Origin of the sequence: Paenibacillus sp. AN1007 (genome assembly GCF_040702995.1) — a bacterium.
In the GTDB taxonomy this organism is placed as follows: domain Bacteria; phylum Bacillota; class Bacilli; order Paenibacillales; family Paenibacillaceae; genus Paenibacillus.
The window spans coordinates 967,759-991,279 of the sequence record NZ_CP159992.1; the positions used below are offsets into that span (position 1 = coordinate 967,759).

The 23,521-nt window shown below is 47.4% G+C and carries 23 protein-coding genes; 14 read left to right on the top strand and 9 right to left on the bottom strand.

The features are described from left to right. Positions 1-19 precede the first annotated feature (19 nt). Positions 20-874 (bottom strand): pentapeptide repeat-containing protein, encoded by an 855-nt coding sequence (locus tag ABXS70_RS04355; protein WP_342552301.1) that lies wholly within the window; start codon positions 872-874, stop codon positions 20-22. A gap of 224 nt (positions 875-1,098) precedes the next feature. Here ABXS70_RS04355 and ABXS70_RS04360 point away from each other — a divergent pair, with 224 nt between their 5' ends. Continuing rightward, positions 1,099-1,578: a GNAT family N-acetyltransferase gene (locus ABXS70_RS04360; protein ID WP_342552300.1), complete on the top strand. Its 480-nt coding sequence runs from the start codon at positions 1,099-1,101 to the stop codon at positions 1,576-1,578. 122 nt (positions 1,579-1,700) lie between these two features. On the opposite strand, the gene gdhA is transcribed toward ABXS70_RS04360, so the two are convergent. Then, the gene (gdhA, locus tag ABXS70_RS04365; protein WP_342556417.1) at positions 1,701-3,077 is read right to left on the bottom strand and encodes an NADP-specific glutamate dehydrogenase; all 1,377 of its coding nucleotides are present in this window, start codon (positions 3,075-3,077) and stop codon (positions 1,701-1,703) included. 399 nt (positions 3,078-3,476) lie between these two features. Here gdhA and ABXS70_RS04370 point away from each other — a divergent pair, with 399 nt between their 5' ends. The 7 genes from ABXS70_RS04370 to ABXS70_RS04400 all read left to right on the top strand — a co-directional run bounded on the left by ABXS70_RS04370 (position 3,477) and on the right by ABXS70_RS04400 (position 8,937). Then, the gene (locus ABXS70_RS04370; protein WP_342552299.1) at positions 3,477-4,004 is read left to right on the top strand and encodes a GreA/GreB family elongation factor; all 528 of its coding nucleotides are present in this window, start codon (positions 3,477-3,479) and stop codon (positions 4,002-4,004) included. Continuing rightward, entirely contained in the window at positions 3,994-4,500 is a 507-nt protein-coding gene (locus ABXS70_RS04375) for a cation:proton antiporter regulatory subunit (protein ID WP_342552298.1), read from the top strand. Before ABXS70_RS04370 ends, ABXS70_RS04375 begins: the two co-directional genes overlap by 11 nt. Before the next feature lie 3 nt (positions 4,501-4,503). Beyond that, positions 4,504-5,709, top strand: a complete 1,206-nt coding sequence (locus ABXS70_RS04380) for a cation:proton antiporter (RefSeq protein ID WP_342552297.1) — start codon at positions 4,504-4,506, stop codon at positions 5,707-5,709. Between the two features lie 379 nt (positions 5,710-6,088). Next, positions 6,089-6,805 (top strand): expansin EXLX1 family cellulose-binding protein, encoded by a 717-nt coding sequence (locus tag ABXS70_RS04385; protein WP_342552296.1) that lies wholly within the window; start codon positions 6,089-6,091, stop codon positions 6,803-6,805. 33 nt (positions 6,806-6,838) lie between these two features. Continuing rightward, positions 6,839-7,048 carry a hypothetical protein gene (locus ABXS70_RS04390; RefSeq protein WP_342552295.1) on the top strand — a complete coding sequence of 70 codons (210 nt, stop codon included), beginning with the start codon at positions 6,839-6,841 and terminating at the stop codon, positions 7,046-7,048. Beyond that, complete coding sequence (locus tag ABXS70_RS04395; protein WP_366294135.1) at positions 7,045-7,971, top strand: NADP-dependent oxidoreductase; 927 nt, start codon at positions 7,045-7,047, stop codon at positions 7,969-7,971. Before ABXS70_RS04390 ends, ABXS70_RS04395 begins: the two co-directional genes overlap by 4 nt. Positions 7,972-8,199: 228 nt before the next feature. Next, positions 8,200-8,937, top strand: coding sequence for a cyclase family protein (locus ABXS70_RS04400; protein WP_342552293.1), 738 nt, complete (start codon positions 8,200-8,202; stop codon positions 8,935-8,937). A gap of 93 nt (positions 8,938-9,030) precedes the next feature. Here the strand turns inward: ABXS70_RS04400 and ABXS70_RS04405 are convergent, their stop codons facing one another. Continuing rightward, a complete protein-coding gene (locus tag ABXS70_RS04405) occupies positions 9,031-9,234 on the bottom strand; it encodes a hypothetical protein (protein WP_342552292.1) in 204 nt (67 codons plus the stop codon). A 208-nt stretch (positions 9,235-9,442) separates the two neighbouring features. On the opposite strand from ABXS70_RS04405, the gene ABXS70_RS04410 reads away from it, so the two are divergent. From ABXS70_RS04410 to ABXS70_RS04425, 4 genes are all read left to right on the top strand, one after another. Further along, on the top strand, positions 9,443-9,691 hold the full coding sequence (locus ABXS70_RS04410) for a hypothetical protein (RefSeq protein WP_366294139.1): 249 nt from the start codon (positions 9,443-9,445) through the stop codon (positions 9,689-9,691). Positions 9,692-9,837: 146 nt separating this feature from the next. After that, positions 9,838-11,037: an MFS transporter gene (locus ABXS70_RS04415; RefSeq protein WP_342552290.1), complete on the top strand. Its 1,200-nt coding sequence runs from the start codon at positions 9,838-9,840 to the stop codon at positions 11,035-11,037. A gap of 226 nt (positions 11,038-11,263) precedes the next feature. Next, a complete protein-coding gene (locus ABXS70_RS04420; RefSeq protein WP_342552289.1) occupies positions 11,264-12,271 on the top strand; it encodes an ROK family protein in 1,008 nt (335 codons plus the stop codon). A 280-nt stretch (positions 12,272-12,551) separates the two neighbouring features. Next, complete coding sequence (locus tag ABXS70_RS04425) at positions 12,552-13,193, top strand: sugar O-acetyltransferase (protein ID WP_342552288.1); 642 nt, start codon at positions 12,552-12,554, stop codon at positions 13,191-13,193. 63 nt (positions 13,194-13,256) lie between these two features. On the opposite strand, the gene ABXS70_RS04430 is transcribed toward ABXS70_RS04425, so the two are convergent. The 3 genes from ABXS70_RS04430 to ABXS70_RS04440 form a co-directional block, all read right to left on the bottom strand. Then, a complete protein-coding gene (locus tag ABXS70_RS04430) occupies positions 13,257-15,077 on the bottom strand; it encodes an ABC transporter substrate-binding protein (RefSeq protein WP_342552287.1) in 1,821 nt (606 codons plus the stop codon). 297 nt (positions 15,078-15,374) lie between these two features. Further along, complete coding sequence (locus ABXS70_RS04435) at positions 15,375-16,889, bottom strand: ABC transporter permease (protein WP_342552286.1); 1,515 nt, start codon at positions 16,887-16,889, stop codon at positions 15,375-15,377. A gap of 12 nt (positions 16,890-16,901) precedes the next feature. Beyond that, entirely contained in the window at positions 16,902-18,278 is a 1,377-nt protein-coding gene (locus ABXS70_RS04440; RefSeq protein WP_342556416.1) for an ABC transporter permease, read from the bottom strand. 212 nt (positions 18,279-18,490) lie between these two features. On the opposite strand from ABXS70_RS04440, the gene ABXS70_RS04445 reads away from it, so the two are divergent. After that, positions 18,491-20,242 (top strand): ABC transporter ATP-binding protein, encoded by a 1,752-nt coding sequence (locus ABXS70_RS04445; protein WP_342552285.1) that lies wholly within the window; start codon positions 18,491-18,493, stop codon positions 20,240-20,242. A 73-nt stretch (positions 20,243-20,315) separates the two neighbouring features. On the opposite strand, the gene ABXS70_RS04450 is transcribed toward ABXS70_RS04445, so the two are convergent. The 3 genes from ABXS70_RS04450 to ABXS70_RS04460 form a co-directional block, all read right to left on the bottom strand. Then, positions 20,316-21,104, bottom strand: a complete 789-nt coding sequence (locus ABXS70_RS04450) for a hypothetical protein (protein WP_342552284.1) — start codon at positions 21,102-21,104, stop codon at positions 20,316-20,318. Positions 21,105-21,206: 102 nt separating this feature from the next. Next, positions 21,207-21,968, bottom strand: coding sequence for a LuxR C-terminal-related transcriptional regulator (locus ABXS70_RS04455; protein ID WP_366294146.1), 762 nt, complete (start codon positions 21,966-21,968; stop codon positions 21,207-21,209). Between the two features lie 28 nt (positions 21,969-21,996). Then, entirely contained in the window at positions 21,997-23,061 is a 1,065-nt protein-coding gene (locus ABXS70_RS04460) for a suppressor of fused domain protein (RefSeq protein WP_342552282.1), read from the bottom strand. A 149-nt stretch (positions 23,062-23,210) separates the two neighbouring features. On the opposite strand from ABXS70_RS04460, the gene ABXS70_RS04465 reads away from it, so the two are divergent. Next, entirely contained in the window at positions 23,211-23,504 is a 294-nt protein-coding gene (locus ABXS70_RS04465) for an MbcA/ParS/Xre antitoxin family protein (RefSeq protein ID WP_342552281.1), read from the top strand. Positions 23,505-23,521: the final 17 nt, after the last annotated feature.

The window sequence follows — 23,521 nt, forward strand, 5'->3', positions numbered from 1 at the left end:
GTGTTTGCATGGTGTGTTATTAACGCCAATGGGAAGGTTGATTCAAATGGTCAGGCAGCAGCGTATTCGCATTTCCCACAGCAGCGTTTAACTGAGCTTGCGTCAGAAAAATTCCGCCGCGCAGATCCGCTCCGCCAAGGTCAGTATCCCGCAAGTCTGCGCCAATCCAATCAGCGTTCCGTACATCGGCATTACGCAGATTGGCTGCAATCAGGAGTGCCCCCCGGAAGCTTGCTCCTCGCAAATCAGCGCCCTGAAGATTTGCTCCCAGGAAGTCCATGCCGCTGCGCTTTTTGGTTTTGGACTTCTTATGAGCAGCAGATGCGGCTGACGGAGCGCTGCCGCGGACCAGCTCACTGGCCTGAGTTAGCAGTATGTTTACTTTCGCCCGATGGCTCGTGATATCCAGGTGCAGCAGAGCCGGAGGTTCCAGATCGCTCAGGCGTTCAATGTCAGGATAGACCTTACCCATTGCGGCATGAAGTGAAGATGTATCTGAGCGCATCATGACTTCTCTCATGTAACTGATAAGTTCATGAACCTGGCGCAGTACAGGCAGGCAGTCGAACATTTCACGGGCTGATTCGGGATGAGTCCGCCAGCTTCTGTCCGCATACGTGACCTGTGACAGCTTCTGTCCTGCACCAAAGCAGTCATAAACGGTGCAGCCCTTGAAGCCTTTCTGACGAAGCTGGGTATGAATGCCGCAGCGGTCATCCTCCCGCAGGTTGGGACAGGGGGTGCCGCCGGACTTGTCAAAAGCAAAATCGGAAGATTTGCCATAAGGCAGAGCAACACAGCATAATCCATAACACTGCTCGCAATCTGCGAGCAGATGTGGGGCTGTGCTGCTGAACGTTGGTTGGTTAGACAAAATACACACTTCCTTATCATGTTGAAAAAAAATTCAGCTCAAATTTACGAATAACATCATGTCAGTATTACTTTACCATTGTAGGGAAATGGCTTCAATCCAATGAATGTTATTGATTCATGCCCTGTTCAAATGACATTGGGAAGTGCACATATATGTTAAAATGTAAAACGCATGATAAACAAGAAAAGGTGCGGATGGATCATGTATGGAGGTGTGAGAGTATGGATGGAATTGTAATGCGTCAGGCTGTCCATGCCGATCGGGAGCAGCTGGCAGATTTACGAGCTTTGGTACTGTGCGATGATTTGACACGTTTGGGTCGATATGACGAGATTAAGGTGAGGGAGCGTTTTCGAAACACGTTTCACCCGGAACATACCCGGATACTGGAGCTGGAAGGGATTTTAATCGGTTGTGTGGCGTTAAAACCAAAAGATAAGGAATATTTGCTGGAACACTTCTACATTCATCCGGATTATCAGGGTAGAAAACTCGGTACAAAAGTGCTCAGCCTGCTGCTGGAGCAGGAGGCAGTCAGGAGCAGCCGTGTAACACTGAACGTGCTGCAGGGCAGTCCGGCACAGCGGCTGTACGAACGTTTCGGGTTTACCGTGGATGGGCAGGACGAAGTGGATGTGTTTATGTCTAGGTTCATATCTAGAAATGACCCAGGGATGCGATCCTCCCGCAGCCTTAAGTAAATTACTGCATAATACAAAAAAAGAAGCCTCTCCCCAAGCAGCGCCTGAAAAGGCCGCTGGACGAAGGAAAGGCTTCTTTCTTATCTATCTGCTAAACATGTGCTGAAAAGCACACGAAGGGATTACACGACGCCTTGTGCAATCATAGAGTCGGCTACCTTGAGGAAGCCGGCAATGTTAGCTCCAGCCAGCAGGTTGCCCTCGCATCCGTACTCTTCTGCCGCTTCTACGCAGCTCTTATAAATATTTTTCATAATGTCATGCAGTTTGGCGTCTACTTCTTCAAATGTCCAGGACAACCGCATGCTGTTCTGTGACATTTCAAGAGCGGACACGGCTACGCCACCAGCGTTCGCAGCTTTCGCAGGGCCAAACAGCACTCCGGCACCGAGGAATATATCAATGGCCGCCAGCGTAGATGGCATGTTTGCACCTTCTCCGATGGCCTTCACGCCGCCTTTGACTAGAAGGGCCGCAGATTGTTCATCAATCTCGTTTTGTGTGGCGCAAGGAAGAGCGATGTCACACGGAATAGACCAGATCCCCTCGAACCCTTCGGTATAGGTTGCATGCGGATGTTCTTTGACGTAATCGCTGATCCGCAGGCGTTCAACCTCTTTCAGACGTTTAACCGTATCCAGATTAATCCCTTGTGGATCGTGGATGTAACCGCCAGAGTCGCTGCAGGCTACGACATGGGCACCAAGTTCCTGAGCCTTCTCAATGGCATAGATGGATACATTACCGGAGCCGGAAACTACAACGGTGCTGTCTTTGAAGCTGAGCCCTTTGGAAGCAAGCATTTCATTGACGAAGTATACGCAGCCATATCCTGTTGCTTCTTTTCGAGCAAGACTTCCGCCGTACAGCAGTCCTTTGCCTGTCAATACGCCTGCTTCATGACCGCCGCGAATGCGTTTGTACTGACCAAACATGTAACCGATCTCCCGTGCACCTACACCGATATCGCCAGCAGGTACGTCTGCGTCTGGACCGATATATTTGTACAGCTCTGTCATGAAGCTTTGCGTGAAACGCATGACTTCCTGATCCGATTTTCCTTTTGGATCAAAGTCAGATCCGCCTTTACCGCCACCAATGGGAAGGCCGGTCAGCGCATTTTTGAAAATTTGTTCAAAGCCCAAAAATTTAATGATACCGGAGTACACCGATGGGTGGAAACGAAGTCCGCCCTTGTACGGACCGATGGCACTGTTGAACTGTACCCGGAAGCCGCGGTTCACCTGAACCTTGCCTTGATCATCCACCCAAGGAACACGGAAAGTAATAACTCGTTCCGGCTCAACGAGCTGCTCTAACAGACTGTGATTTCTGTATTTGGGATGTGCTTCGATGACGGGGATCAGTGAATCCAGGATTTCCTTGACGGCTTGATGGAATTCATTCTCATTCGGATTTCTCGCGATAACCGACTCATAGACGGAATGAACATACGCTGCGGCAGCAGCTTTTGATGACGTTGAAGTTTCTTTTGTAATCGTGGACACTTTTTCAATGCACTCCTTTATCGTGTTAAAGTCTGCAGATACCTATTTGTACAAATTGCATAAAAGTTTGTAGTTAAATATACAGGAAAGAAAATAAAAATACGAGACAAAAATCCATAAAATGTTTTTTATGAGGCAATTAAAATGTTCTATGGACCTATCATTAAATGTAAAGAATATCGTTAATTTTTGGATAATAGTCCCAAGATATAGAATAAAACCGCAAGTTAGCCGAATAGATTGGATTAATAAATTCATTTTGGTAAGATGGTAGGGAGGGCTCAACAACTTTGGGCTCTTTTATATATACGAAGGAGGACAACAGGATGATAAGTAACAAGAATCGAATCAACGTGGAGAACAAGGCGTGTATAGGAGGTGAAATCTACTATGAACCGTAGTACTCCACTTCACAATTGTAGAGAACAGCTGGTAAGTCAGCTATTAACCCTGGGCGAAGAGAAAAGAGCTTTTCTTGACGCTTATTTTGACGTGCGTAATGCCGAGCGTGTGCAGCTGGATAAACAGCTGACAGCTTATACGGAACGAGTGGAGCAGCTGCTCGCCGGACCGGATGAGCTTCTGAATTCCGTCGTGCTGATCGGCAGTCAGATTGAACTGGAGTATGTTGATTTCCATACGTCGGATGCGCTAACCATTGTTATGCCGGAGGAAGCAGACCCGGATGCAGGGCAGATTTCATTCCTTTCTCCTGTAGGACGTCAGCTGCTGCTCGGCAGCAAAGGTGAAATAAGAGCAATCTCTACTCCGTCAGGTTCCATGAGGATTCGAATTGTGGACATTCAGTGGGCTTCCGAGTCGAACAAAGGAAAGGTACAGGAAGCCGGACAGATGGACGACCTGAAACCAAATCCGCAGCAAGGTTTCACTCAAGGAGGTGCGAATCATGCACTTTAAAGAGACGGACCTGCCGGGGATCGGACGCAAATTTTGGCTTCACACCCGCAGCGGAGAACATCTTGTTATCGTGGTTCATAATGATGAGCGGCGTGATCTGTTTCATATGGAATCAGGAGATCAGGCAGAAGAACTGGGAGATATGGTTTCGCTGGTGACGCTTGATGACGATGAAGCAAGGGCTGTAGCAGCGATTGTTGGCGGCATGACGTATAAACCCCAGTTTCAGAACGAGCGGGAAGTGATGCTGGAAGGGCTGCTTATCGAATGGCTTCGCATTGAACCCCATGCTGCCTGTGTCGGAAAGACAATCGGGGAATTGAATATCCGGCAGGTAACCGGTGTGGCAATTCTGGCGGCCATCGACAAAGAGAAGGAAAAACAATTTAATCCGGGACCAGAGTACGTGTTTACCAGTGGGGCAACGATCGTTGTTGCGGGTGAACGTGATCAGCTCAAGCAGCTTAAGCAATGGTTGACCGATGGACGGATGTAGCGTATGGATATGCTCATATTCGAAGTGGGGGTTGCCGTTGCGCTAATTACGCTTACAGGATTAATATCTACACGACTACGATTTTCGGTTATTCCATTTTACATTCTAATCGGTATGGCTGTTGGACCGCATGCACCACAGTTTGGCATTGTGGATTTACGATTTATCGAAAGCTCGTCTTTTATCGAATTTATGGGCAGGCTGGGAATCTTATTTTTATTGTTTTATCTGGGATTGGAGTTCTCGGTTTCCCGGTTATTAAAATCGGGTAAAGCGATTCTTACCGGTGGTATATTCTATGTCGGTCTTAATTTTGTCTCAGGCCTGCTGCTCGGCTGGTTCATGAATCTGCCGCTTCAGGAGACGATGGTCGTATGCGGGATCATGACCAGCTCGTCTACGGCCATTGTTGCCAAAGTACTCGTGGATTTGAAGCGGACTGCGAATCCCGAGACAGAGATTATTATGGGTATGATTATGTTTGACGACTTGTTTATTGCTATTCATATTTCCATTCTGACCGGTCTTGTGCTTAGCGGGGCAACTTCGTTTGGAAGTGTACTGCTCGTATCTTTATCTGCTTTGCTGTTTATTGTGCTGTTCCTGATTATTGGCAGGAAGAGTATTAAATATATTGATAAGGCACTTAATATCAAGTCATCGGAGTTATTTCTGCTCACGATTATGACACTGCTGTTCCTGGTGGCGGGTTTCTCGGAGACGCTGCATGTTGCTGAAGCCATCGGAGCGTTAATGATTGGACTTGTTCTCGGTGAGTCCAGACATGTCAGCCGAATTGAACAGCATATTATGCCGTTCAAAGACTTTTTTGGTGCCATATTTTTCTTCAGCTTTGGCCTGACGATTGAGCCATCGACCCTCGGCGGAGCTGTAGGGATGACGGTGATTGCTGTTATTCTGACGATTCTGAGCAACTTTGGTGCGGGCATGATTGCAGGTAAAATGGCTGGGGTATCGAACAAAGCCTCTTTGAATGTTGGTTTTACACTGGTGTCCCGGGGCGAATTCTCGATTATCATGGCCAACATCGGCAAGGCCGGGGGACTTATGGCCTCCATTCAATCCTTCGCCGTGTTATACGTGCTGATACTGGCTGTACTGGGGCCTATTTTGACAAAAGAGTCTCCTAAGCTCTATGCACGTTATGAACGATTCAGGAATCGGACGAAACGTAAAGAGACGGGATAAGCGGGGAATAAATGCTGTTCAAAGATATAAGAGATCTAGAATAGATATACAAAGTGACAAAGATATGAAGATATGAAGAGCAGCAAGATATACAAGAAAGTGAGACGGAATTACAGATATACATGTTCTATATTATAGACATGGTAGGATGGTATCCAATGTGATCCAGGGCAAGAGAGAGGCGTCGTACACTGCTGGAGAATGAATTTTCTCCCGGTTGCGGCGCTTTTTTTATGTGATAAAGCAGGACTTTGGATGTGATTTACCAGAAAAACATTTAAATATTTTATTATTTATGTAAAATAATGTTCTACATTGTCTATGACAATGTAGAAATATATTTTGTATCACAGCCACAATGATAAGGAGGAATCACACTATGAGCAGGAAAAGTAGATTCCAGCGTTTCGGATGGTCTGCCGCAGGTATGCTGCTTGGTCTTATCTTATTTGCGCTCCCAGCATCTGCAGCCTGGAATGATACATATCAAGGATACGCCACCTATACGGGCTCCGGTTACTCAGGTGGTGCTGTGCTGCTTGATCCGATTCCGGCAGACATGAAGATTACAGCACTCAATCCGTATCAGCTCAATTATAACGGGGTCAAAGCAGCTTTAGCTGGAGCCTATCTGGAAGTTCAGGGACCCAAAGGCAAAACTGTAGTATATGTAACGGATCTGTACCCGGAAGGAGCCAGTGGAGCACTGGACCTTTCGCCTAACGCGTTTAACCAGATCGGCGATCCCCAAGCCGGGAAGATCGATGTCAGCTGGAAGGTTGTCAAAGCTCCGATTGAAGGGAATGTATCTTACCGGATCAAGGAAGGCAGCAGTCAGTGGTGGGCAGCCATTCAGGTCCGCAATCATAAATATCCGGTGCTGAAGTTTGAAGTGAAACAGAAGGACGGTTCATGGCTTAGTCTGGAGAAACAAGATTATAACCATTTCCTTGGCACCGGGCTGGGTAAGGAGAAATTAAGTATTCGGATCACCGATATTCGTGGTAAAGTGGTGTATGACACCATTCCGGCTCTGCCGAATGATGGATCGGGTGGTGCAGCCATTGTACCGGGTCACGTACAGTTCCCGGATTAATGGATATGCGGCATAAAATAAGGATGATCATAGATGAATCTTAAAGTCGTACATCGTACGGCTTTTTTTGATGCAGAAAAAGGAGCGCACATATGCGAGATGATTCGCCTTCCTATAAAACAGCACATTGATATTGGAAGGTCAAGTAAACCGATGAATGGGGTAATCATAAATAGAGAAGAGTATGAGAATAACCCATCACAAGTCACTCCATTTCTTAGAAAAGGCAGGGATTTTATATGAAAGCAATTGTGATTGAAGCATTTGGCGGACCGGAACAATTAAAAGAAAAGGAAGTGCAGAAGCCGGCATGCGGTGTGAATCAGGTATTGATCCGCACACATGCAGCGTCTGTGAATCCAGTTGACTTCAAAATAAGACAAGGTCATCTGAAGGAGGCAGCAGATCAGCTGCCAATGATTCTGGGTGGTGACGTGGCAGGTACTGTAGTCCAAGCAGGATCGAACGTTACCCGTTTCAGAGAAGGGGATCGTGTATTTGCCCGCCCGCGTCAATTCGGAACCTATGCGGAATACGTTGCTGTAGATGCAGATATTGTGGCCCGCATTCCTGAGCAGCTGAGCTTTGAAGAGGCGGCGGCCATTCCGCTCGCTGCAATGACAGCTTGGCAGGCGCTGGTTGATCATGGTCGTTTGGGCAAAGGTCAGAAGGTTCTCATTCATGCAGGTGCGGGTGGAGTAGGGACTTATGCGATCCAGATCGCCAAATCTTTGGGTGCTGAAGTGGCTTCTACCGCGAGTGCAGGGAATGAAGATTTATTACGCTCGCTCGGTGTGGACCATTTCATTAACTACAAAGAACAGGACTTCTCTCAAGTTCTCTCCGATTACGATGTTGTATTGGATACGATGGGTGGCGACATCCAGCGGAACAGCTTCAAGGTATTGAAATCTGGCGGGCGTCTAATCTCTCTTGTGGAACAGCCGGATGAAGAGCTGGCGAAGGAAGAGGGTGTAACGGGCAGCGTGTTTATGATGGAGCCGAAGGGAGACCAGCTTGAACAGTTGGCTGAGCTTGCTGCGGATGGGAAGCTGAGATCGATTATTGATGGAACATATCCACTGACTGAACAGGGCCTGCGTGATGCTCACGAAAAAAGTGAATCGCATCATACACGGGGCAAACTGGTTATAACCGCAAATTAGTTTAATCAAATTACATGAATCACACGCCGTTCTCCACACAGAGAACGGTTTTTCTCTGCTTTTCGCTGTAAGCAGCCTGCTGCACAGCGTAATTTTGCTTGCTGCGGCGGAGAATCAGTCTTATCATGCACTCCCTCTCTACGAAAAGAAAATCATTATGTTCACCAATACGCAGCATTGAGATATAATAGGAGAAATTTATTCCATTCTGCATATGAGGTGAAACAGATGACGAACGAACTTATTCAAGCCATTCAGGTGTTAAAAGAAAAAAAATGGGTAGATCTTACCCATACTTTCGGCCCGGAATCTCCGCATTTCTCTGCTTTTGATGCTGCGCAGTTCGATACACTGTTTAACCATGATCAGGGATTCTTCGCCCAAAGCTTCAAGTTCCCGGGTCAATACGGCACTCATCTGGATGCGCCAATCCATTTCGTGCGTGATACACGCTACCTGGATGAGTTGGGACTCAAGGAGCTTGTGCTGCCTCTCGTCGTCATTGATCAGTCCGAGGCTGTGAAGAACAATCCCGACTTTGCCTTGGAAGTGGAGCACATTGTTGAATTTGAGAAAGAGCATGGCAGAATCGAAGCAGACAGCTTCGTGGCGCTCCGAACCGATTGGAGCAAACGCTGGCCGAACCATCAAGATTTTGACAACAAAGATGCTGACGGGAACAACCATGCGCCGGGATGGTCTGTAGCGGCGTTAACATTTCTGTTCGAGGAACGGAACATTAAAGCGATCGGCCATGAAACGTTTGATACGGATGCTGCAGTCGATTATCAGAAAAATGGGGCTCTATTAGCCGAGTATTATGTGCTTGCTCAGGATACATATCAAGTAGAACTGTTAACGAATCTGGATCAGGTTCCAGCGAAAGGCGCCGTAATCTTCAATATCGTTCCGAAAGCGGAAAAAGCATCCGGATTTCCCGTGCGGTCATTTGCCATTCTGCCCTAATTGTGCATCGATACCAAGCTGTAGTAAATATATGTAGTGAATCAGGGGAGGCTTGTTTGGCCTCCTCTTTCAGTTATGAACGATAAACTCTATTTACTCATGATTCGAAGAGGAATCGGAGCCGAATCGCTCCGAAATACTTTTCTGAATTTTCCGCCGCCGCAACCACCGCTTGAATACACCTTCATCTTTGCGTTCCTGCAATGTTTCCTTCATGCCCTGAATCATGAACTCCGATCGGCGTCTGTCATCACGGCTGATTTTGCGTAATTCCTTAATAAATTTGTCATCCATCATATTATGCCTCGCTCATTCAGTATATAAGCATATTATACCGAACATACGTTCTTTTATCAAGTTTTACCATCTGGACAGGTTCTTGTACTGCTGCTGGTGAGAAGGAGCACAGGATAATGTCTCGGTTTGTGAGAGAATGGGATCACAAGGTGTACGGTTTATCAGTCGGGTAACCAATTTAAAATGGAATAGAAGGGGGCACTCTCATATGACGCAGCGCACAACTCCATCATATCTGCTTGCAGCAATGCATGGTTTGCTTGGAATAGGGGCAGTCGCCGGAGGGTTAATGCTGATGATAGATCCATCTGGGAAAATGCTGAACATACCTGCTTCACTGCTGGAAAAATCCCCTTTCACTCATTTTTTAATTCCTGGAATGATCCTGTTTCTGATGCTCGGCGTACTTCCCCTGCTGATTTGTGCTGCTCTCTTACGTCGCTGGTATACCTTGTGAGCAGTGGAGAAGGTGTACTTTGATGAGAACATTAGACATTCTTTTTATATTGACAAAGAAACGTTTGGTCTGCATACTTACGATATAAACTTTATAAAGTGCATTAATTAAGTTATGACAGACACATTATGAAAGGAGATCTGCTGTTGACAACCTGGTTTTTAATTATCATCTACTTGGCATTTATCAGTTTGGGGCTCCCGGATTCTCTTTTGGGTTCGTCATGGCCGGTCATATGGCCTGAGATTGAATCTTCGGTTGGCGCTGCAGGCCTGGTCTCTATGATTACTGCTGCTGGAACCATCGTCTCGAGTCTCGCCAGCGGATATATGGTCCGCAAATTGGGCACAGGCAGTATTACCTTATTAAGCTGTTTGCTCACTGCGGTTTCCCTGCTTGGATTCTCCATAGCCCCTTCTCTGGTTTGGTTCATTATATTGGCTGTCCCGCTTGGACTAGGTGCAGGTGCGGTGGATGCGGCGCTGAATCATTATGTGGCAGAGCACTACGGGCCCCATCATATGAACTGGCTGCATTGTTTCTGGGGTGTAGGTGCAGCGACGGGGCCCTTCATCATGGCAGCATCTATTACGGGTCAGCATTCCTGGAGAGGCGGCTACACAGCCGTTGCCCTTATTCAATTCGGTCTCGTAGTGGTGCTTCTGCTGACCCTGCCATTGTGGAAACGTGTGGCGGCGACCCGCTCAAAGCCGGACCTGCCGAGCATCAAGCCAAGGGAGGAAATGGACAAAGTTTTACCGACTAAGCTCCTGAATATAAAAGGGGTTAGACCTACCCTTGTTGTTTTTATGCTCTATTGCGGCGTTGAAATGACTGTTGGGCTGTGGGGAGCCAGCTATCTCGTCGGCACAAGAAATGTATCTGCAGAAACGGCTGCCAGCTGGATATCGCTCTATTATGGGGGGATCACGTTAGGAAGGTTAATTACGGGCTTTATTACATTAAAGATCTCTAATCTCCTGCTCATCCGCTTCGGTCAATGGACGACGATCGCCGGCGGCATTGTTCTGCTGCTTCCCCTGCCTCCGGTGTTCGCTGCAGGTGGACTAATACTGATCGGCCTCGGTCTGGCTCCAATCTATCCCGGACTTCTGCATGAAACTCCCACCCGGTTCGGTAAAGGGAGTGCAGCCAGACTCATGGGTTACCAGATGGCGGTTGCTTATACCGGAACTACGCTGCTTCCGCCGCTGTTTGGACTGCTGGCATCGCATACAGGAACGGCCTCTTTTCCAATGGTTGTCCTGGTCATGTTTGTTCTGATGCTGATCTGTGCAGAGACGGTTAACCGTTTAATCGTGAAACCACAGCAAGCAGGGAGGTGAGAAGGATGGCTTATGTCATTATGGCCTTCATTATCTGGGCAGGTGTTTATGTGAATATGGCCTTGTCCAAAGAACCGATGGAGGTACAACCTGTACGATCCATAAAGGATCTGTTTGAATGAGCGTTATGTGTTGAAGCGTTGTATTATGTTATGATATGAAAAGGAATATATAACATGAATACGATTGCTTTGGTCTTTTGAACCGGGCTGGAAACGAGAGGCATATGAGAAAAGCTAATGCTACAATGATGAAACACATCAATATGAATAATGTGCGTGAAGTCATGCAGCAGATCGGAACTGCAACGAAACCACAGCTCGCTTCGTTAACCAGTCTCAGCGTGGTCACAATTAACGCACTGATTCAGGAGTTATGCGACGGTGGAGAACTGATTCAGGATAAAATCGTGCCTTCCAATGGCGGTCGTCCTGCCCAGGCATATCGATATAATTTTAACTATAAGCTCGCGCTTGTTCTGTCCATGAAAGAGATGAGAGGTCAGCAGTTAATCTCGGCCTCGGTAATTAATCTTGAGAATGAGGTTGTAATGAAGGAAGAGAGCCTCCTGCCTGTTTTTGATAAAGAGCATGTGCTGCATCTCATTGCACGTTTCACAGCAGCAAATCCTTCCATCCAGATGATCGGCATGGGAATCCCGGGGCAGGCCGTAGATGGGGACATTACCGTGAGCAGTCATGAGGAGCTTATTCACTCCCAATTGATTCGGGAGATTGAGGATAAGTTCCAGATGAAAGTACTCGTAGAGAATGATGTGAATGCCGCGATCAGCGGATATTGTACACAGCATGCCAATCTTCAGGAGCAGAGTGTGGCAGGCATTTATTTTCCGCATCGTTATCCGCCAGGTATGGGGATGGTGCTGAACGGACAGATCATTCGTGGCAAAAATGGCATGTTTGGAGAGATCAAGTATCTTCCGTACTCCCCTGATTGGAAGCAGGAAATGAGTAAGAAGGATTTTATAAACCAGGTATGCCGGACGCTGCACACGGTTAATGCCGTTGCGGCCCCACATCAGATTGTAGTCTATCAGGAACGGGTGGAGAAACAAGAATTGGACTTGGCATGGAGACAGTACACCGAAGAACACACGATGCCGACTCTGCCGGAGATCGTTCATCAGGACGCGTTCCAGGATGATTTTAATACGGGATTAAAAGAAATGGTTCTTCAAACGTTGAAGTCTTCCATTTTATCGGATGCTTTATGATCCGCAGAACGAGTTCTGTGGATTTTTTTGCACTGCAGGAACCGAAAATGAGCTTACGAAAACCCGTTGTTGACATGGAACCAGTTACAAGGAGTACGATCATATCATGAGAGAGACGCCATCTGCACACTTATTAAATATAATTTATAAAGATAAATTATAAAGTGGTGAATGAGCAGGAAGAAACGATTGGTATTACGCTCTCTGTCTGCATCTTTAATTCAATTGGAGGGACACATGATGGATCTGCAGGAACAAGGAATAGATGAGGAGAAGCACAATGCGTGAAGAAGAGAGAATGATGAAGGGCATGTTATTTAATCCGGCTGACCCGGACTTAAAGACAGTAAAGCGGCGGGCTCACGATCTCAGCCAGCGTTACAGTCAGACCTTTGAGGAGCAGACGGAGGAAAGACAGCAGATATTACAGCGGTTGGTGGGGGAAATGGGGGAGGGCGGATATATACAAGGCCCCATATTCTTTCATTACGGCGTGCATACCCGGATTGGCCGCCGCTTCTTCGGTAATTACAATCTGACTATACAGGATGATGCGCAGGTGACGATCGGAGATTACACCAGCTTTGGGCCCAACGTCACCATCGTGACGCCTGTTCATCCTTTGATCGCAAGTGAGCGGAGACAGATGCTGGATCAGCATGGCGAATTGAAATCACTCTGTTACGCCAAACCTGTTACGATTGGTAACGATGTATGGCTGTCCGCGAATGTTACCGTGTGCGGGGGTGTAACCATTGGTGACGGCTGTGTCATTGGAGCAGGCAGTGTGGTTACACGTGATATTCCGCCGCATTCGCTTGCAGCAGGTGTGCCGTGCAGAGTCATGCGCAGCATTACCGAAGCGGACAGCATGCGGAATTACCCCGATATTTTGGCGGACTGCCAAGTGCCGGAATCATAGGAAAAAGGGTGCCACCAGGATCAGTAGAAGATTGATCGGCGGCACCCTTTTGCGTTCAGGTGTTTATTTTGATGTGTTATAGCTGCTCAGGAATTGTTTCACTTTGGCCGGATCAGCTTTCAGTTCGTTTCCGGTTTGAACAAGCGGGCTTACGGTGGAGTAAGCTTTGAGTTTGTTATTTTTGTAGAACTGCAGAATCTCATCCTGATTAATGGAATACAGTACCGCTTTTCTCAGATCACTGCTCTTGGCCACTTCTCGGTTAGCTGTGTTGAACAGCAGATAGGATACGGCATTGCTCGGAATGCTCTGCAGCTGCAGTTTGCTGTCATTCTGGATAATATCATTTTTGGTCTCAGACACCCCGTAGTACAGGTGGATTTCACTGCTGCGAAGCGCAGACAGGGCACTGTCCGGATCAGCGATGAAGCGTACATTAACCTGATCAATCTTCGGAGCGAAGTCCGAACCTTTACGGTATCCCGGGTTTTTCAGAAAGACGCCTTCGTAGTCATTTTTATAAGAAAGGATATAAGGGCCGCTGGTATAAAGTGTGTTGTTATAGCCTGCACCTTCGGTTACGGTATTTTGGTCACCATAAGGAATATCCTTGTTCACATCGAAGGATGCGACATCATATGTGTTGATGCTTTCCACTTGTTTCTTGGATACGATTCCTGCGGATTGGTGGGCCAGATAGTTCAGCACCTGCGGGAACGGTTCAGTGGTGGTCACTTTAACCACCTGGTATTTGCCCGCACCGTTATTGGCTTGTGTTTTATCGCTGACAAGTTCCTTGATATCGCTATCCAGTCCTTGATTCAGAGCTTCGAGCACGGACCCGCTGCCCCCGGATTGTTTAACGGATTCCAAGGCGTTCAAGTCGGTAACCAGCTCTGCCTGCTTGATATGTTCGTGCAGACTGTATGTGCGGTGATCTGGAACGGAGTCTTTATTTCTGGCACGGTCGAGAGAGAAGATCACGTCATCCGCACCTACGCGTTCGCCGGTATCTACTGCTTTCTTGTTCTCAATTTTGGCAAAATTGATGTCGTCACGCAGAACAAAATAGTAATCGGAATTTCCGTCAGCAATTGTGAAATTTCGTGAAAGTGACCCGTCAGCCGTCAGTTGATCATCATCCGTCAAGTTGACGAGACGAACATACAGATTGGTATTAATCTGGTTAATTGAACCATCGTTTCCTTTGATCGGGTCAAGGGAAGTCAGTACGGATGCAGCTTGGGTCAAAATCAATGGATCTTTGCTGTTTTTGGTGCTGTCCTTGAACTCAATCGGCTCCCATGCCAGCGCACGGGATTTGGACAGGCGAACCGTATCGACATTCAGTATGTCTTTGTTTACAGCCTGACTTTTCATAGAGATATACAGCGGAGCGATATATGCCTGATCGGTAACCAGACGGTCTTCCAGCTGTTTATACGTATTTTTGTACGCTTCAGGTGTTTGGGTGGCAGCCTGATCGATGAGCTTGTCGATTTCTTTATCCGCAACGATGCTGTAATCTCCGCCTGTTTTGAAAAGGGAGCGCACCGCATAGTCCGGATTGCCCGTTACCGTTGTCCAGCTGGACAATGCGATATCGTAGTTGCCTGCATCCTGCTGAGATTTGAAGCTGCCGTAATCCGGCTGCAGATTCAACTTCACATTGAAGCCATTTTTGGTCAGTTGGTCGCGGACAATGTTGACATCGCTCTCGGAAGAACTCATGGCAAGCAGCTCGATGTCCACTGCTTTAGGAGCAGTCTGGTCGGTATCGGACGGTTTGTTCTGCTCCTGAGATTCCGTTTTTGTTTTTACACTGCAGCCGGAGATCACAAGCACGAGAATCAGCAGCAGGGTGACAAGTGTACGTTTTTTCATGGGAATACCTCCATTGTATCAATAGATGTGATGTATGATTTTTCTATGGAAATTGAACTAAGAGGTTTACACGGAGCACTCCGATGACAGAGTAACCTGTAGAGTAGCGGTTAACCAGATTTTTTTGATTCCTTTTCGAAAGAGGAAAATCCGGTGATAAAGGCGTGGCATATGCTTCCGATGTAGCTTTCTTGCAGAAAGCTTTTAGCTCCGCTTTTCCAGGTTTTTTCTGTCCTCTCCGTTTCTGTGTAAAAGAATAGTTCAACTTTTAAAATCATGTAAATTAAAATCGATCCGTCACGCTTTCTCCAGTTTGGGATCCAGTGCATCCCGCAATCCGTCACCGAGAAAGTTAAACGAAAGCACAAGCAGAATAATTGCAAGTCCCGGGTAAATCGCCATATACGAATGGGTCTCCAGGTAGGTGCTGCCCAGCTTCAGAATGTTACCCCATTCCGGTATATGCGGTTCTACGCCAAGCCCGAGGTAACTCAAACTGCTGGTTGCAATGACAGCTCCGCCAATGGTCAGTGTAGATTTGATGATCATCGGTGCAAGTGAATTGGGAATGATGTGTTTGAAAATGATCGTACGGTTGTTGTAACCGAGAGCACGTGCTGCCTCCACAAACTCAAAGGTGGATACATAAAGCACACTGGCCCGCATCGTTCGGGCATACGTTGGAATTGAACCCAGACTCAGGGCAATGATCAGATTAACCGTGTTGGCCCCAAAAGCTGCAATGATCGCGATGGCGAGCAGAATCCCTGGAATGGCGTACAAAATATCCAGAAGACGCATGATGATGTTATCCGTATGTCTCCCGTAGAAACCCGAGAAAGCACCCAGTACACCGCCAATCACAACCGGAATCACCGTGGACATCAAACCGACTATCAAGGAAATCCGTGCACCAAACACGATGCGGGAAAACAGACATCGGCCAAAATCATCCGTCCCCAAGGGATAAGCCAGGGAAGGCGGCTGAAGCAGGGCTGCATAATTGTTTTCCACCGCCATGCTGTAGTCGAACGTAAAGAAACTGCAGATGGAGATCGAGAACAGGAAGATGATAAAAAAGAGCCCGGACATCGCCGTCATATTCGGTGCAAGGCGCTCCCACAGGTCATTCCAAAAATTGGTTCCCTGTTTGCCCTGCCTGCGAATTCGGCGAAGGATCGAAATCCCCAGCAGCAGTGCGAAAATATTGCCCGTAATCACGCTAACAATCATCACTATGCCTACAGCTGTCATCCAGCGAGGCAGAGGAGAAGACGCATCATATCGGGATACGATGATGAGTACAACCAGATCCACAATCAGAATACATAATAGTACCGCCATAGAAGGCAGAAAGGTATCGGCCACATAAGGTTTAAACACATTCAACGCGGATACACCAATCACAAATAGCTGTGTCAGCAGTGTATATACGGCGAACGTATACTCAATACTTTTCTGCCGTCGAAGCAGATGGAAAGCGGCTGTTACGATAAAAATATTACCGGTAAAAGCAGCCAGCAGCTGCACCCAGGCCAGTCTGCGCGTCAGAACACTTACAGCTCCTTGCTGCATTAGATCCCGTCTGATTCGAATGACGAGCAGACTTTGCATGAGCGTAAAGAACAGATAGATGCCGGCCGCTGCGGCTGTCAAAGATTTGAACGCCTGCCCGGTCCAGTCATAACTGTTCAGCAGCAGTAACAAGGTCAGCAGAACCGAAGTGATCCATGCGAAGCTGGCTTGACTGTATTCGTGTGAAGACTTGAGCCGGAAACGCATTGTCTGCGTAAGGGAGCTTGATTTTGTCATAATACACCTGCTTTAATATTGTTTCATTTTGGAGCGGACCCTCGGATCGATAAACGCGTAAAACAGGTCAACCACAACATTCACGATAGAGATGGTGATTGCCGTATAGATTACTCCGCCCATAATACTCGGAATATCGGGAATAAATTGTTTATCCACAATGTAACTGCCCAGTCCGCTGATGTTAAACACCTTTTCGGTTACCGCTGCCCCGCCGAGCATGGCCCCGAATTGAAGCCCCACGACTGTAATAATAGGAATAAGGGCATTCCGCAGCGCATGTTTCAGCATGACTTGACGTTTACTTAAACCTTTGGCCCGAGCGGTCATGACATAATCTTCATGAATGACCTCCAGCGTGGATGAACGGGTCATCCGGGCGACAGCTGCGGTTAGTCCTGTACCAAGCACAATGACCGGCATAATCATGGACAGCCAGTTCTGCGGATTAAACGTGGCGGGAAGCCACTGCATTTTAATCGAAAAATTCAGAATAAAGATCAGGCCCTGCCAGAAGTTCGGGATCGACAGCCCGATCAGGGCGATGAACATAAACGTGTAGTCAAACCATGAATTGGGCTTAATTGCAGAAATAATTCCAATCGGCAGCGCGATCACAACAGCGATCAGCAGGGAAATCGCGGCAAGTGTCAGGGTAATCGGAAACTTTCGCGCAATCGTTGCCGTGACATTCTCATTACCCGCAAAAGATTTGCCAAGATCAAACATTGCAACGCCCTTGATATTGTTCCAGAGCTGTGTCAGATAAGGCTGATCCAGACCATACACATGATTAAAAGCTGCAATCTGCTCTTGTGTAGCGGTTACACCGAGAATGTTGGCCGCCGGGTTGAACGGAGATAAGTAAAGTATCGTAAATACGAGCGCTGCTACACCAAGAATGACAAAGATTGTCATGAGTACTCTTTCAAATATGTACTTGAGATACGCATTACCATAGAGAAATAGGATGAGATACATCATACAGCCGGGAATGATGGATAAAACCAAAAACCAGGGCTGCGCAATCAGCGTACCAAATGTATCAGACATTCCGAGGCGACGACGTCCCTGTTCCTGCAGTTTGCGGGACATTCGCTCCTGCAGTTCTTGCTGGAACGTTTCCTCAAGCCAGCTCTCGGCCTGCTGCTTGAATGCTGCCTCGCTGACTTCCTGCCTGAAAAAACGATGTTTGCGTCTCAACTGGTCTTCCAGTTCCAGTCGTTTGAAGTCCCGATAGGAAGTGCTCTGCATTTCCTCTTCAACCGATTGTCTGACAGCCGACCAGTCATCCTGCTTGCGATCGGAGCGCCAGACCATATAAACGATCAGATTGATCGGTAATCCGAGTATGATCAATACATATCGATAAACGGGATGGAGCAGCATTTTACCATAAATAAAGCTTAAATGATCTACCAGACGTGAGCTTCTGTGGGGTACTGCTCTAACAGTCAATCCTGAGATCTCCTTTCACCGAGGTTTAAATTGCATTATTCCGATCAATATAGTATATATTATTTAGGGCGTAAACAATTGTCAAGGTATGGAACTGTATACATATAAAAAGATGGAGAAGCCATGAAAGGAATGGTGTACACATGGAGCCTTTATTAAAAGTAAATGAGTTGTCCGTCTCTTTTTATACAGGAGACAGTGAATTTCAGGCAGTGAGGCAGGTCAGTTTCGAACTGCGGAAAGGCGAGACGCTTGGCATTGTAGGGGAATCGGGCAGCGGGAAAAGTGTGACTGCACGTTCCATTATGAGGCTTCTTGCCTCGCCTCCTTCGCAGATGAAATCGGGTGAGATTCTCTTTAAAGGGGTGGATCTTGCGGGCAAATCACAAAAAGAGATGGAGCATATTCGCGGAAGGGATATCGGCATGATCTTCCAAGACCCGATGAGTTCGCTTAATCCGACCCTTAAAGTTGGTCAACAAATCGCGGAGAGTCTGATTAAACATCAGAAACTGTCCAAAAGGGAAGCGAAGAAACAGGCCATCGCGATGATGGAACGGGTAGGCATCAAACAAAGCGCTATCCGTTACAATCAGTATCCACATGAATTTTCAGGAGGGATGCGGCAGCGGGTGATGATTGGTATCGCCCTTGCATGCCGACCGGAACTGCTGATTGCTGACGAACCGACAACGGCACTGGATGTAACGATTCAGGCTCAGATTCTGAATCTGATGAAGGATATGCAGGAGCAGCTGGATACGTCTATTATTCTCATTACGCATGACTTGGGCGTCGTAGCCGGCATGTGTGATCGGGTTGTCGTAATGAAAGAAGGACAGATCGTGGAGACAGGTACAACGGAGGAAATCTTCGCCAGCCCGAAACATCCGTATACGATTCGTCTGCTGCATGCACTGCCGCGCCTGGATGAGAAGAAGAAACCAAAACCGATATTCCAGGTGTCCAAAGAGCTGCAGGACCATCAGCCGCTCCTTGAGGTCAGATCCCTCAAACAATATTTTAATCTAGGCAAAGGCAATACGTTAAAAGCGGTGAATGATATCAGTTTTCATATTCGTCAGGGAGAGACCCTTGGTGTCGTAGGCGAGTCGGGCAGCGGGAAATCAACGACGGGACGGGCGATACTTCGTTTACATGAACCTACGGGTGGAGACGTGCTGTTTAAAGGCATTCCGCTGCAGCGGCTCACTCCTGCGGAGATGAAAACGATGCGAAGACATATGCAGATCATTTTCCAGGACCCGTATGCTTCATTGAACCCTAAAATGAGGATTATGGATATTATTGGCGAAGCTCTTGATATTCATCAGCTCGCCGGGACTGCAAGGCAGCGGGAAAAAAGGGTAGAGGAACTGCTGGAGCTGGTTGGTCTTGATCCTTCGCATGCACAGCGGTATCCGCATGAGTTCTCGGGTGGACAGCGTCAGCGGATTGGCATTGCAAGAGCGCTTGCGGTAGAACCGGAGTTTATTGTCTGCGACGAGCCGCTGTCTGCCCTGGATGTCTCCATTCAGGCGCAGATCGTACAGCTGCTTGAAGAACTCCAGCAGCGATTGGGCTTAACGTATTTGTTCATCGCACATGATCTGTCTATGGTTAAACATATCAGTGATCGGGTTGCTGTCATGTACAGCGGTAAAATCGTGGAGCTTGCCGAGAGTGAGGAACTGTACGCGAACCCGCAGCATCCCTATACGAGAGCGCTGCTTTCAGCGATTCCGGTTCCTGATCCGGCTGTTGAGAAGAATAAACCGCGTGCGATGGTGACGAACCAGGAGAAGGAAGCGGAAGGCACGAGTGACCGGTATAATCTGGAGCAGTCCAGATGGGTCGAAGTGAAGGAAGGACATTGGGTTGCCTTGTCCGGTTAAACGATTATTTGTATAGCAAAAGACAACAAAGAACCCCGGCGTGATCGGTTTAGATCGCTGCCGGGGTTTGGTCTTATTTGAATTGAACCGACTTTTTGATGGTGTCGATCTCTGATTTGGATTTTTCGTCTACATACGTGAAGATGAAGTTGAATGCATAACCTTCAATAATGGTGCTGTAGTAGTCCTGTGTAATTGTCGTTCCGTCTCCGGCATCCATCGTAATTTGCATCAGATTCATCTCTTTACCACCGATCGTTTCGGTTGTGAAGTCCTTGTAGGTATAAGGGAAATTGCTGTCTTCCATGAACTTCTTGGTAGCTTTCAGGTAGTCCTCTCCGGTACGAATCCCCTGCAGCAGGCTTACCTTTTCGGCAATGGCCATCGCTGATGGACCTACTTTACCGCCATCCAGCGGATATTGGGATGCCATGAGCAGGTTCAGTGTTTTGGTCTGGGAGAGTTCCATCTGCTTTTTCTTGGCTGCATCATCACCGGCAATCGCTTCAGAGGAAGCACTTGTCAGTTGATTCATGCCCTCGGCGTCCTGGAATTCCCATGCCTCTGGAAATTTAAGGGATACACCGAAATAATCATTTGTGTATGAGCCCTTTTGTGTTGTTCCCAGCTCCACTTTAGATGTGTTATCCGTTTCTTTGCTGTCTTCGCTGGACGCTTCTGATTTGTCGTTTTTATCCGAATCATCGGTTTTGGCTGTGCCGGCATCTGCCCCTGCAGTTGTTTCCGCAGCAGCGGGCTCATTTGATTTTGTATTGTTATCTGCTTTGTCACCGCAGGCGGCGACTGCAAGCATCATCATAATGAGCATGGCAAATAAAGACGTTTTTTTCGTAATAGACATAATACCCTCCTGAGATGTGTGTTATTCTCTCTTCTGTTGTGCGTACAACAATTGTAGCACGTGTGTTCTCTTTTTCCACCTATAGGATACTATAGGGGTCTTCTATAAATAAGACAAACGGCTGGCCATTGAAACAGCTTCTGTGCTGGACTGAACACCTAATTTGTTGAAAATGACTTTTTTATGATGATTGACGGTACATTCCTTGATCTTTAACTGCAGTGCGATCGCCTTCACCGTCCAGCCTCGGGATATCATCTCCAGAATGGTTAACTGCCGGTTTGTGAATTCGATGTGCTGCTGTTCCTCTGGTTTTGCCGCTTGCTGACTCTGGTAACTGTTCTGCATATATGCGGGGATCAGCTTGGCAATAGCCTTTAATTCATGCTGCATATCACCATTAATCGTAGATACATCAAGATAGCCGAAGTGCTGAGACCCCATATACAGAGGAACGGCATAACAGTGCCAGCTTTGGAAAAACGGGCTTTCATGCTGCTCCGGCAGCAGAAATACAGGCTCGTTGGCCTCCATCGTTCGGGAGATGGCATTGACGCCACAGCTCTTGGCGGCGAAGCTGAGTCCCGGCTGAATAGGGGATTGCTTCACCTCGGATTCAAGGTTAAGGCTGTAGTCCAGAGACAGCAGTACGCCGTTAACGTCTGTCAGGAGGAATAGAAAGGTTCCTGTCAAATGCTCTTTAATATCCGAAATGCTGCGGCGGAATGCCTGAATCAGAAAATGATTGATTTTACACAGCCGATCGGTTCCGGTTTGCGTTAAATAATGAAAGTTCGCTGGCGCTGCCGAATGAACTCCAGCACGATAGTGATAAGGCCGTGAGGCCGATGTATGGGCAGACATGTCCTTCCTCCTTGCTTTCCTTCAGTGATCAACCGATCGTTTTGATCACATTGCCTTCTTGATCTGTAATTTGTGTGGGTACAACTTCAATAACAAGCTTGTCCAGAGAAGGAACTACAAAAGAACCGGCCTGCGGACGAAGCTGTCCTGTAATTTCGTCAACTGCCTGCTGATTCACGATCAGCTTGACCTCCTGCTCTGTTTCCGTCAGAGACGGCTGATTCCCGGGTTCAATGATGATACGGACATCCGGTCCAATCAGGGATAAACTTCTTTTCTTGGCGATTCGGCTGCGGAGAATGCTGCCCAGAAGTGCTGTCTGTTTCGCACCAAACTGCAGCTTAGCAGGGATGTTTTTCTGCAGCAGCTTTTTGCGCGGGGACTCCCAGCTCAGTTGTTGTATGAATAAAAAGGCAGTGCTTGAACCGTCGGTTTCAATGCCGCGCTCCGTGGCCTGAATAACCGAAGGGATATCAGCATAGGAATTTCTCATTAGATCGGTTACATACTTGGGCATATAGCTCTCACAGGCGGCTAGAAAACCGCGAGTATTCCAGCTCTGGATCATCTCCAGTTCCCGACAGGTTATGCCGATCATCTGAATAAACTGAACGGAGCCATTAGGGCTGTTTAGTTCATGCAGATCCGGGTCTTCTAGAAAAGCCAGCGCAGTGAGCAGCGTATCCGAGTCCAGGCAAATAGGACCGTTCGCATCCAGATAATCTCCGGGTTGAAACAGATTACCGCTGTTAAAGACATATCGGCCCATGTTTTGTAACAAATTCAGCGCCCATGCCGGCGGTTCCGATTCATCTTCACAGCGGGTCAGGCGAAAGGTAAGCTCGAAACCGTATCCGCTTCTGGATGGATCATCAGATTCTTTGTCATACAATTCCGAGAAACCGTACGTAACAAAGTGCCAGTGAGGCATAGGCGTATCGACAGCGTAAGCGCTGATGCCGTCCAGCGGGTCCGGGCCGCCGAGCATATACGGAATGGCTGTACCGTAATGTTTAGGTTCCTGTTCTCCATACAACTGCTGCATCGCATGATCTATGGCATCCCAGCCGGATGTATTCTCTTCTTGAGTCATTGCTTGATTCCTCCTTGGCTGTTCTTCCCCCTGCAAATCATTTAAAATTAAGTCTACTAGTTACAACAGACGCTGCAAGCGGCTTAAGGATGAATTCTATGAGCTAGGACCTAGGGGTTATACATCTAATGAATGAGGAGGAATATTACATGAGTATGCAAGATACATATTTATCTGAATTTAAGCAGGAGCATTGGGATTCCTTCGTTGAACTGTTTGATGAATGGTATGCTCAATTGCCGAATGACTGGAAAGAAGAAGCACAATTAAAAGGAATTCCAGACGATATAAGCCGGGTACTCTTGTGTGAAATGAAAGACTCTGCGTTAAAGTGGATAAACAAAAAGATTCCAGCTTTAGGTGACAAAAGTCCTGCAAGTTATCTGGAAACGGAGCAGGGAGCCAATGCACTTCGGGCAGCAATCATGCGAATGCCGCGTTAGAAATGAGGTTAGAAATA

What these genes read in the sequence shown, in the direction of transcription:
- ABXS70_RS04420 (WP_342552289.1), top strand. Translation starts at nt 11,264, where the DNA reads ATGAGAAAAGCTAATGCTACAATGATGAAACACATCAATATGAATAAT.
- ABXS70_RS04405 (WP_342552292.1), bottom strand. Translation starts at nt 9,234, where the DNA reads ATGATGGATGACAAATTTATTAAGGAATTACGCAAAATCAGCCGTGAT.
- ABXS70_RS04455 (WP_366294146.1), bottom strand. Translation starts at nt 21,968, where the DNA reads ATGTCTGCCCATACATCGGCCTCACGGCCTTATCACTATCGTGCTGGA.
- ABXS70_RS04360 (WP_342552300.1), top strand. Translation starts at nt 1,099, where the DNA reads ATGGATGGAATTGTAATGCGTCAGGCTGTCCATGCCGATCGGGAGCAG.
- ABXS70_RS04465 (WP_342552281.1), top strand. Translation starts at nt 23,211, where the DNA reads ATGAGTATGCAAGATACATATTTATCTGAATTTAAGCAGGAGCATTGG.
- ABXS70_RS04450 (WP_342552284.1), bottom strand. Translation starts at nt 21,104, where the DNA reads ATGTCTATTACGAAAAAAACGTCTTTATTTGCCATGCTCATTATGATG.
- ABXS70_RS04375 (WP_342552298.1), top strand. Translation starts at nt 3,994, where the DNA reads ATGCACTTTAAAGAGACGGACCTGCCGGGGATCGGACGCAAATTTTGG.
- ABXS70_RS04460 (WP_342552282.1), bottom strand. Translation starts at nt 23,061, where the DNA reads ATGACTCAAGAAGAGAATACATCCGGCTGGGATGCCATAGATCATGCG.
- ABXS70_RS04435 (WP_342552286.1), bottom strand. Translation starts at nt 16,889, where the DNA reads ATGACAAAATCAAGCTCCCTTACGCAGACAATGCGTTTCCGGCTCAAG.
- ABXS70_RS04390 (WP_342552295.1), top strand. Translation starts at nt 6,839, where the DNA reads ATGAATCTTAAAGTCGTACATCGTACGGCTTTTTTTGATGCAGAAAAA.
- ABXS70_RS04400 (WP_342552293.1), top strand. Translation starts at nt 8,200, where the DNA reads ATGACGAACGAACTTATTCAAGCCATTCAGGTGTTAAAAGAAAAAAAA.
- ABXS70_RS04440 (WP_342556416.1), bottom strand. Translation starts at nt 18,278, where the DNA reads ATGCTGCTCCATCCCGTTTATCGATATGTATTGATCATACTCGGATTA.
- ABXS70_RS04410 (WP_366294139.1), top strand. Translation starts at nt 9,443, where the DNA reads ATGACGCAGCGCACAACTCCATCATATCTGCTTGCAGCAATGCATGGT.
- ABXS70_RS04445 (WP_342552285.1), top strand. Translation starts at nt 18,491, where the DNA reads ATGGAGCCTTTATTAAAAGTAAATGAGTTGTCCGTCTCTTTTTATACA.
- ABXS70_RS04425 (WP_342552288.1), top strand. Translation starts at nt 12,552, where the DNA reads ATGCGTGAAGAAGAGAGAATGATGAAGGGCATGTTATTTAATCCGGCT.
- ABXS70_RS04380 (WP_342552297.1), top strand. Translation starts at nt 4,504, where the DNA reads ATGGATATGCTCATATTCGAAGTGGGGGTTGCCGTTGCGCTAATTACG.
- ABXS70_RS04395 (WP_366294135.1), top strand. Translation starts at nt 7,045, where the DNA reads ATGAAAGCAATTGTGATTGAAGCATTTGGCGGACCGGAACAATTAAAA.
- ABXS70_RS04430 (WP_342552287.1), bottom strand. Translation starts at nt 15,077, where the DNA reads ATGAAAAAACGTACACTTGTCACCCTGCTGCTGATTCTCGTGCTTGTG.
- ABXS70_RS04370 (WP_342552299.1), top strand. Translation starts at nt 3,477, where the DNA reads ATGAACCGTAGTACTCCACTTCACAATTGTAGAGAACAGCTGGTAAGT.
- ABXS70_RS04385 (WP_342552296.1), top strand. Translation starts at nt 6,089, where the DNA reads ATGAGCAGGAAAAGTAGATTCCAGCGTTTCGGATGGTCTGCCGCAGGT.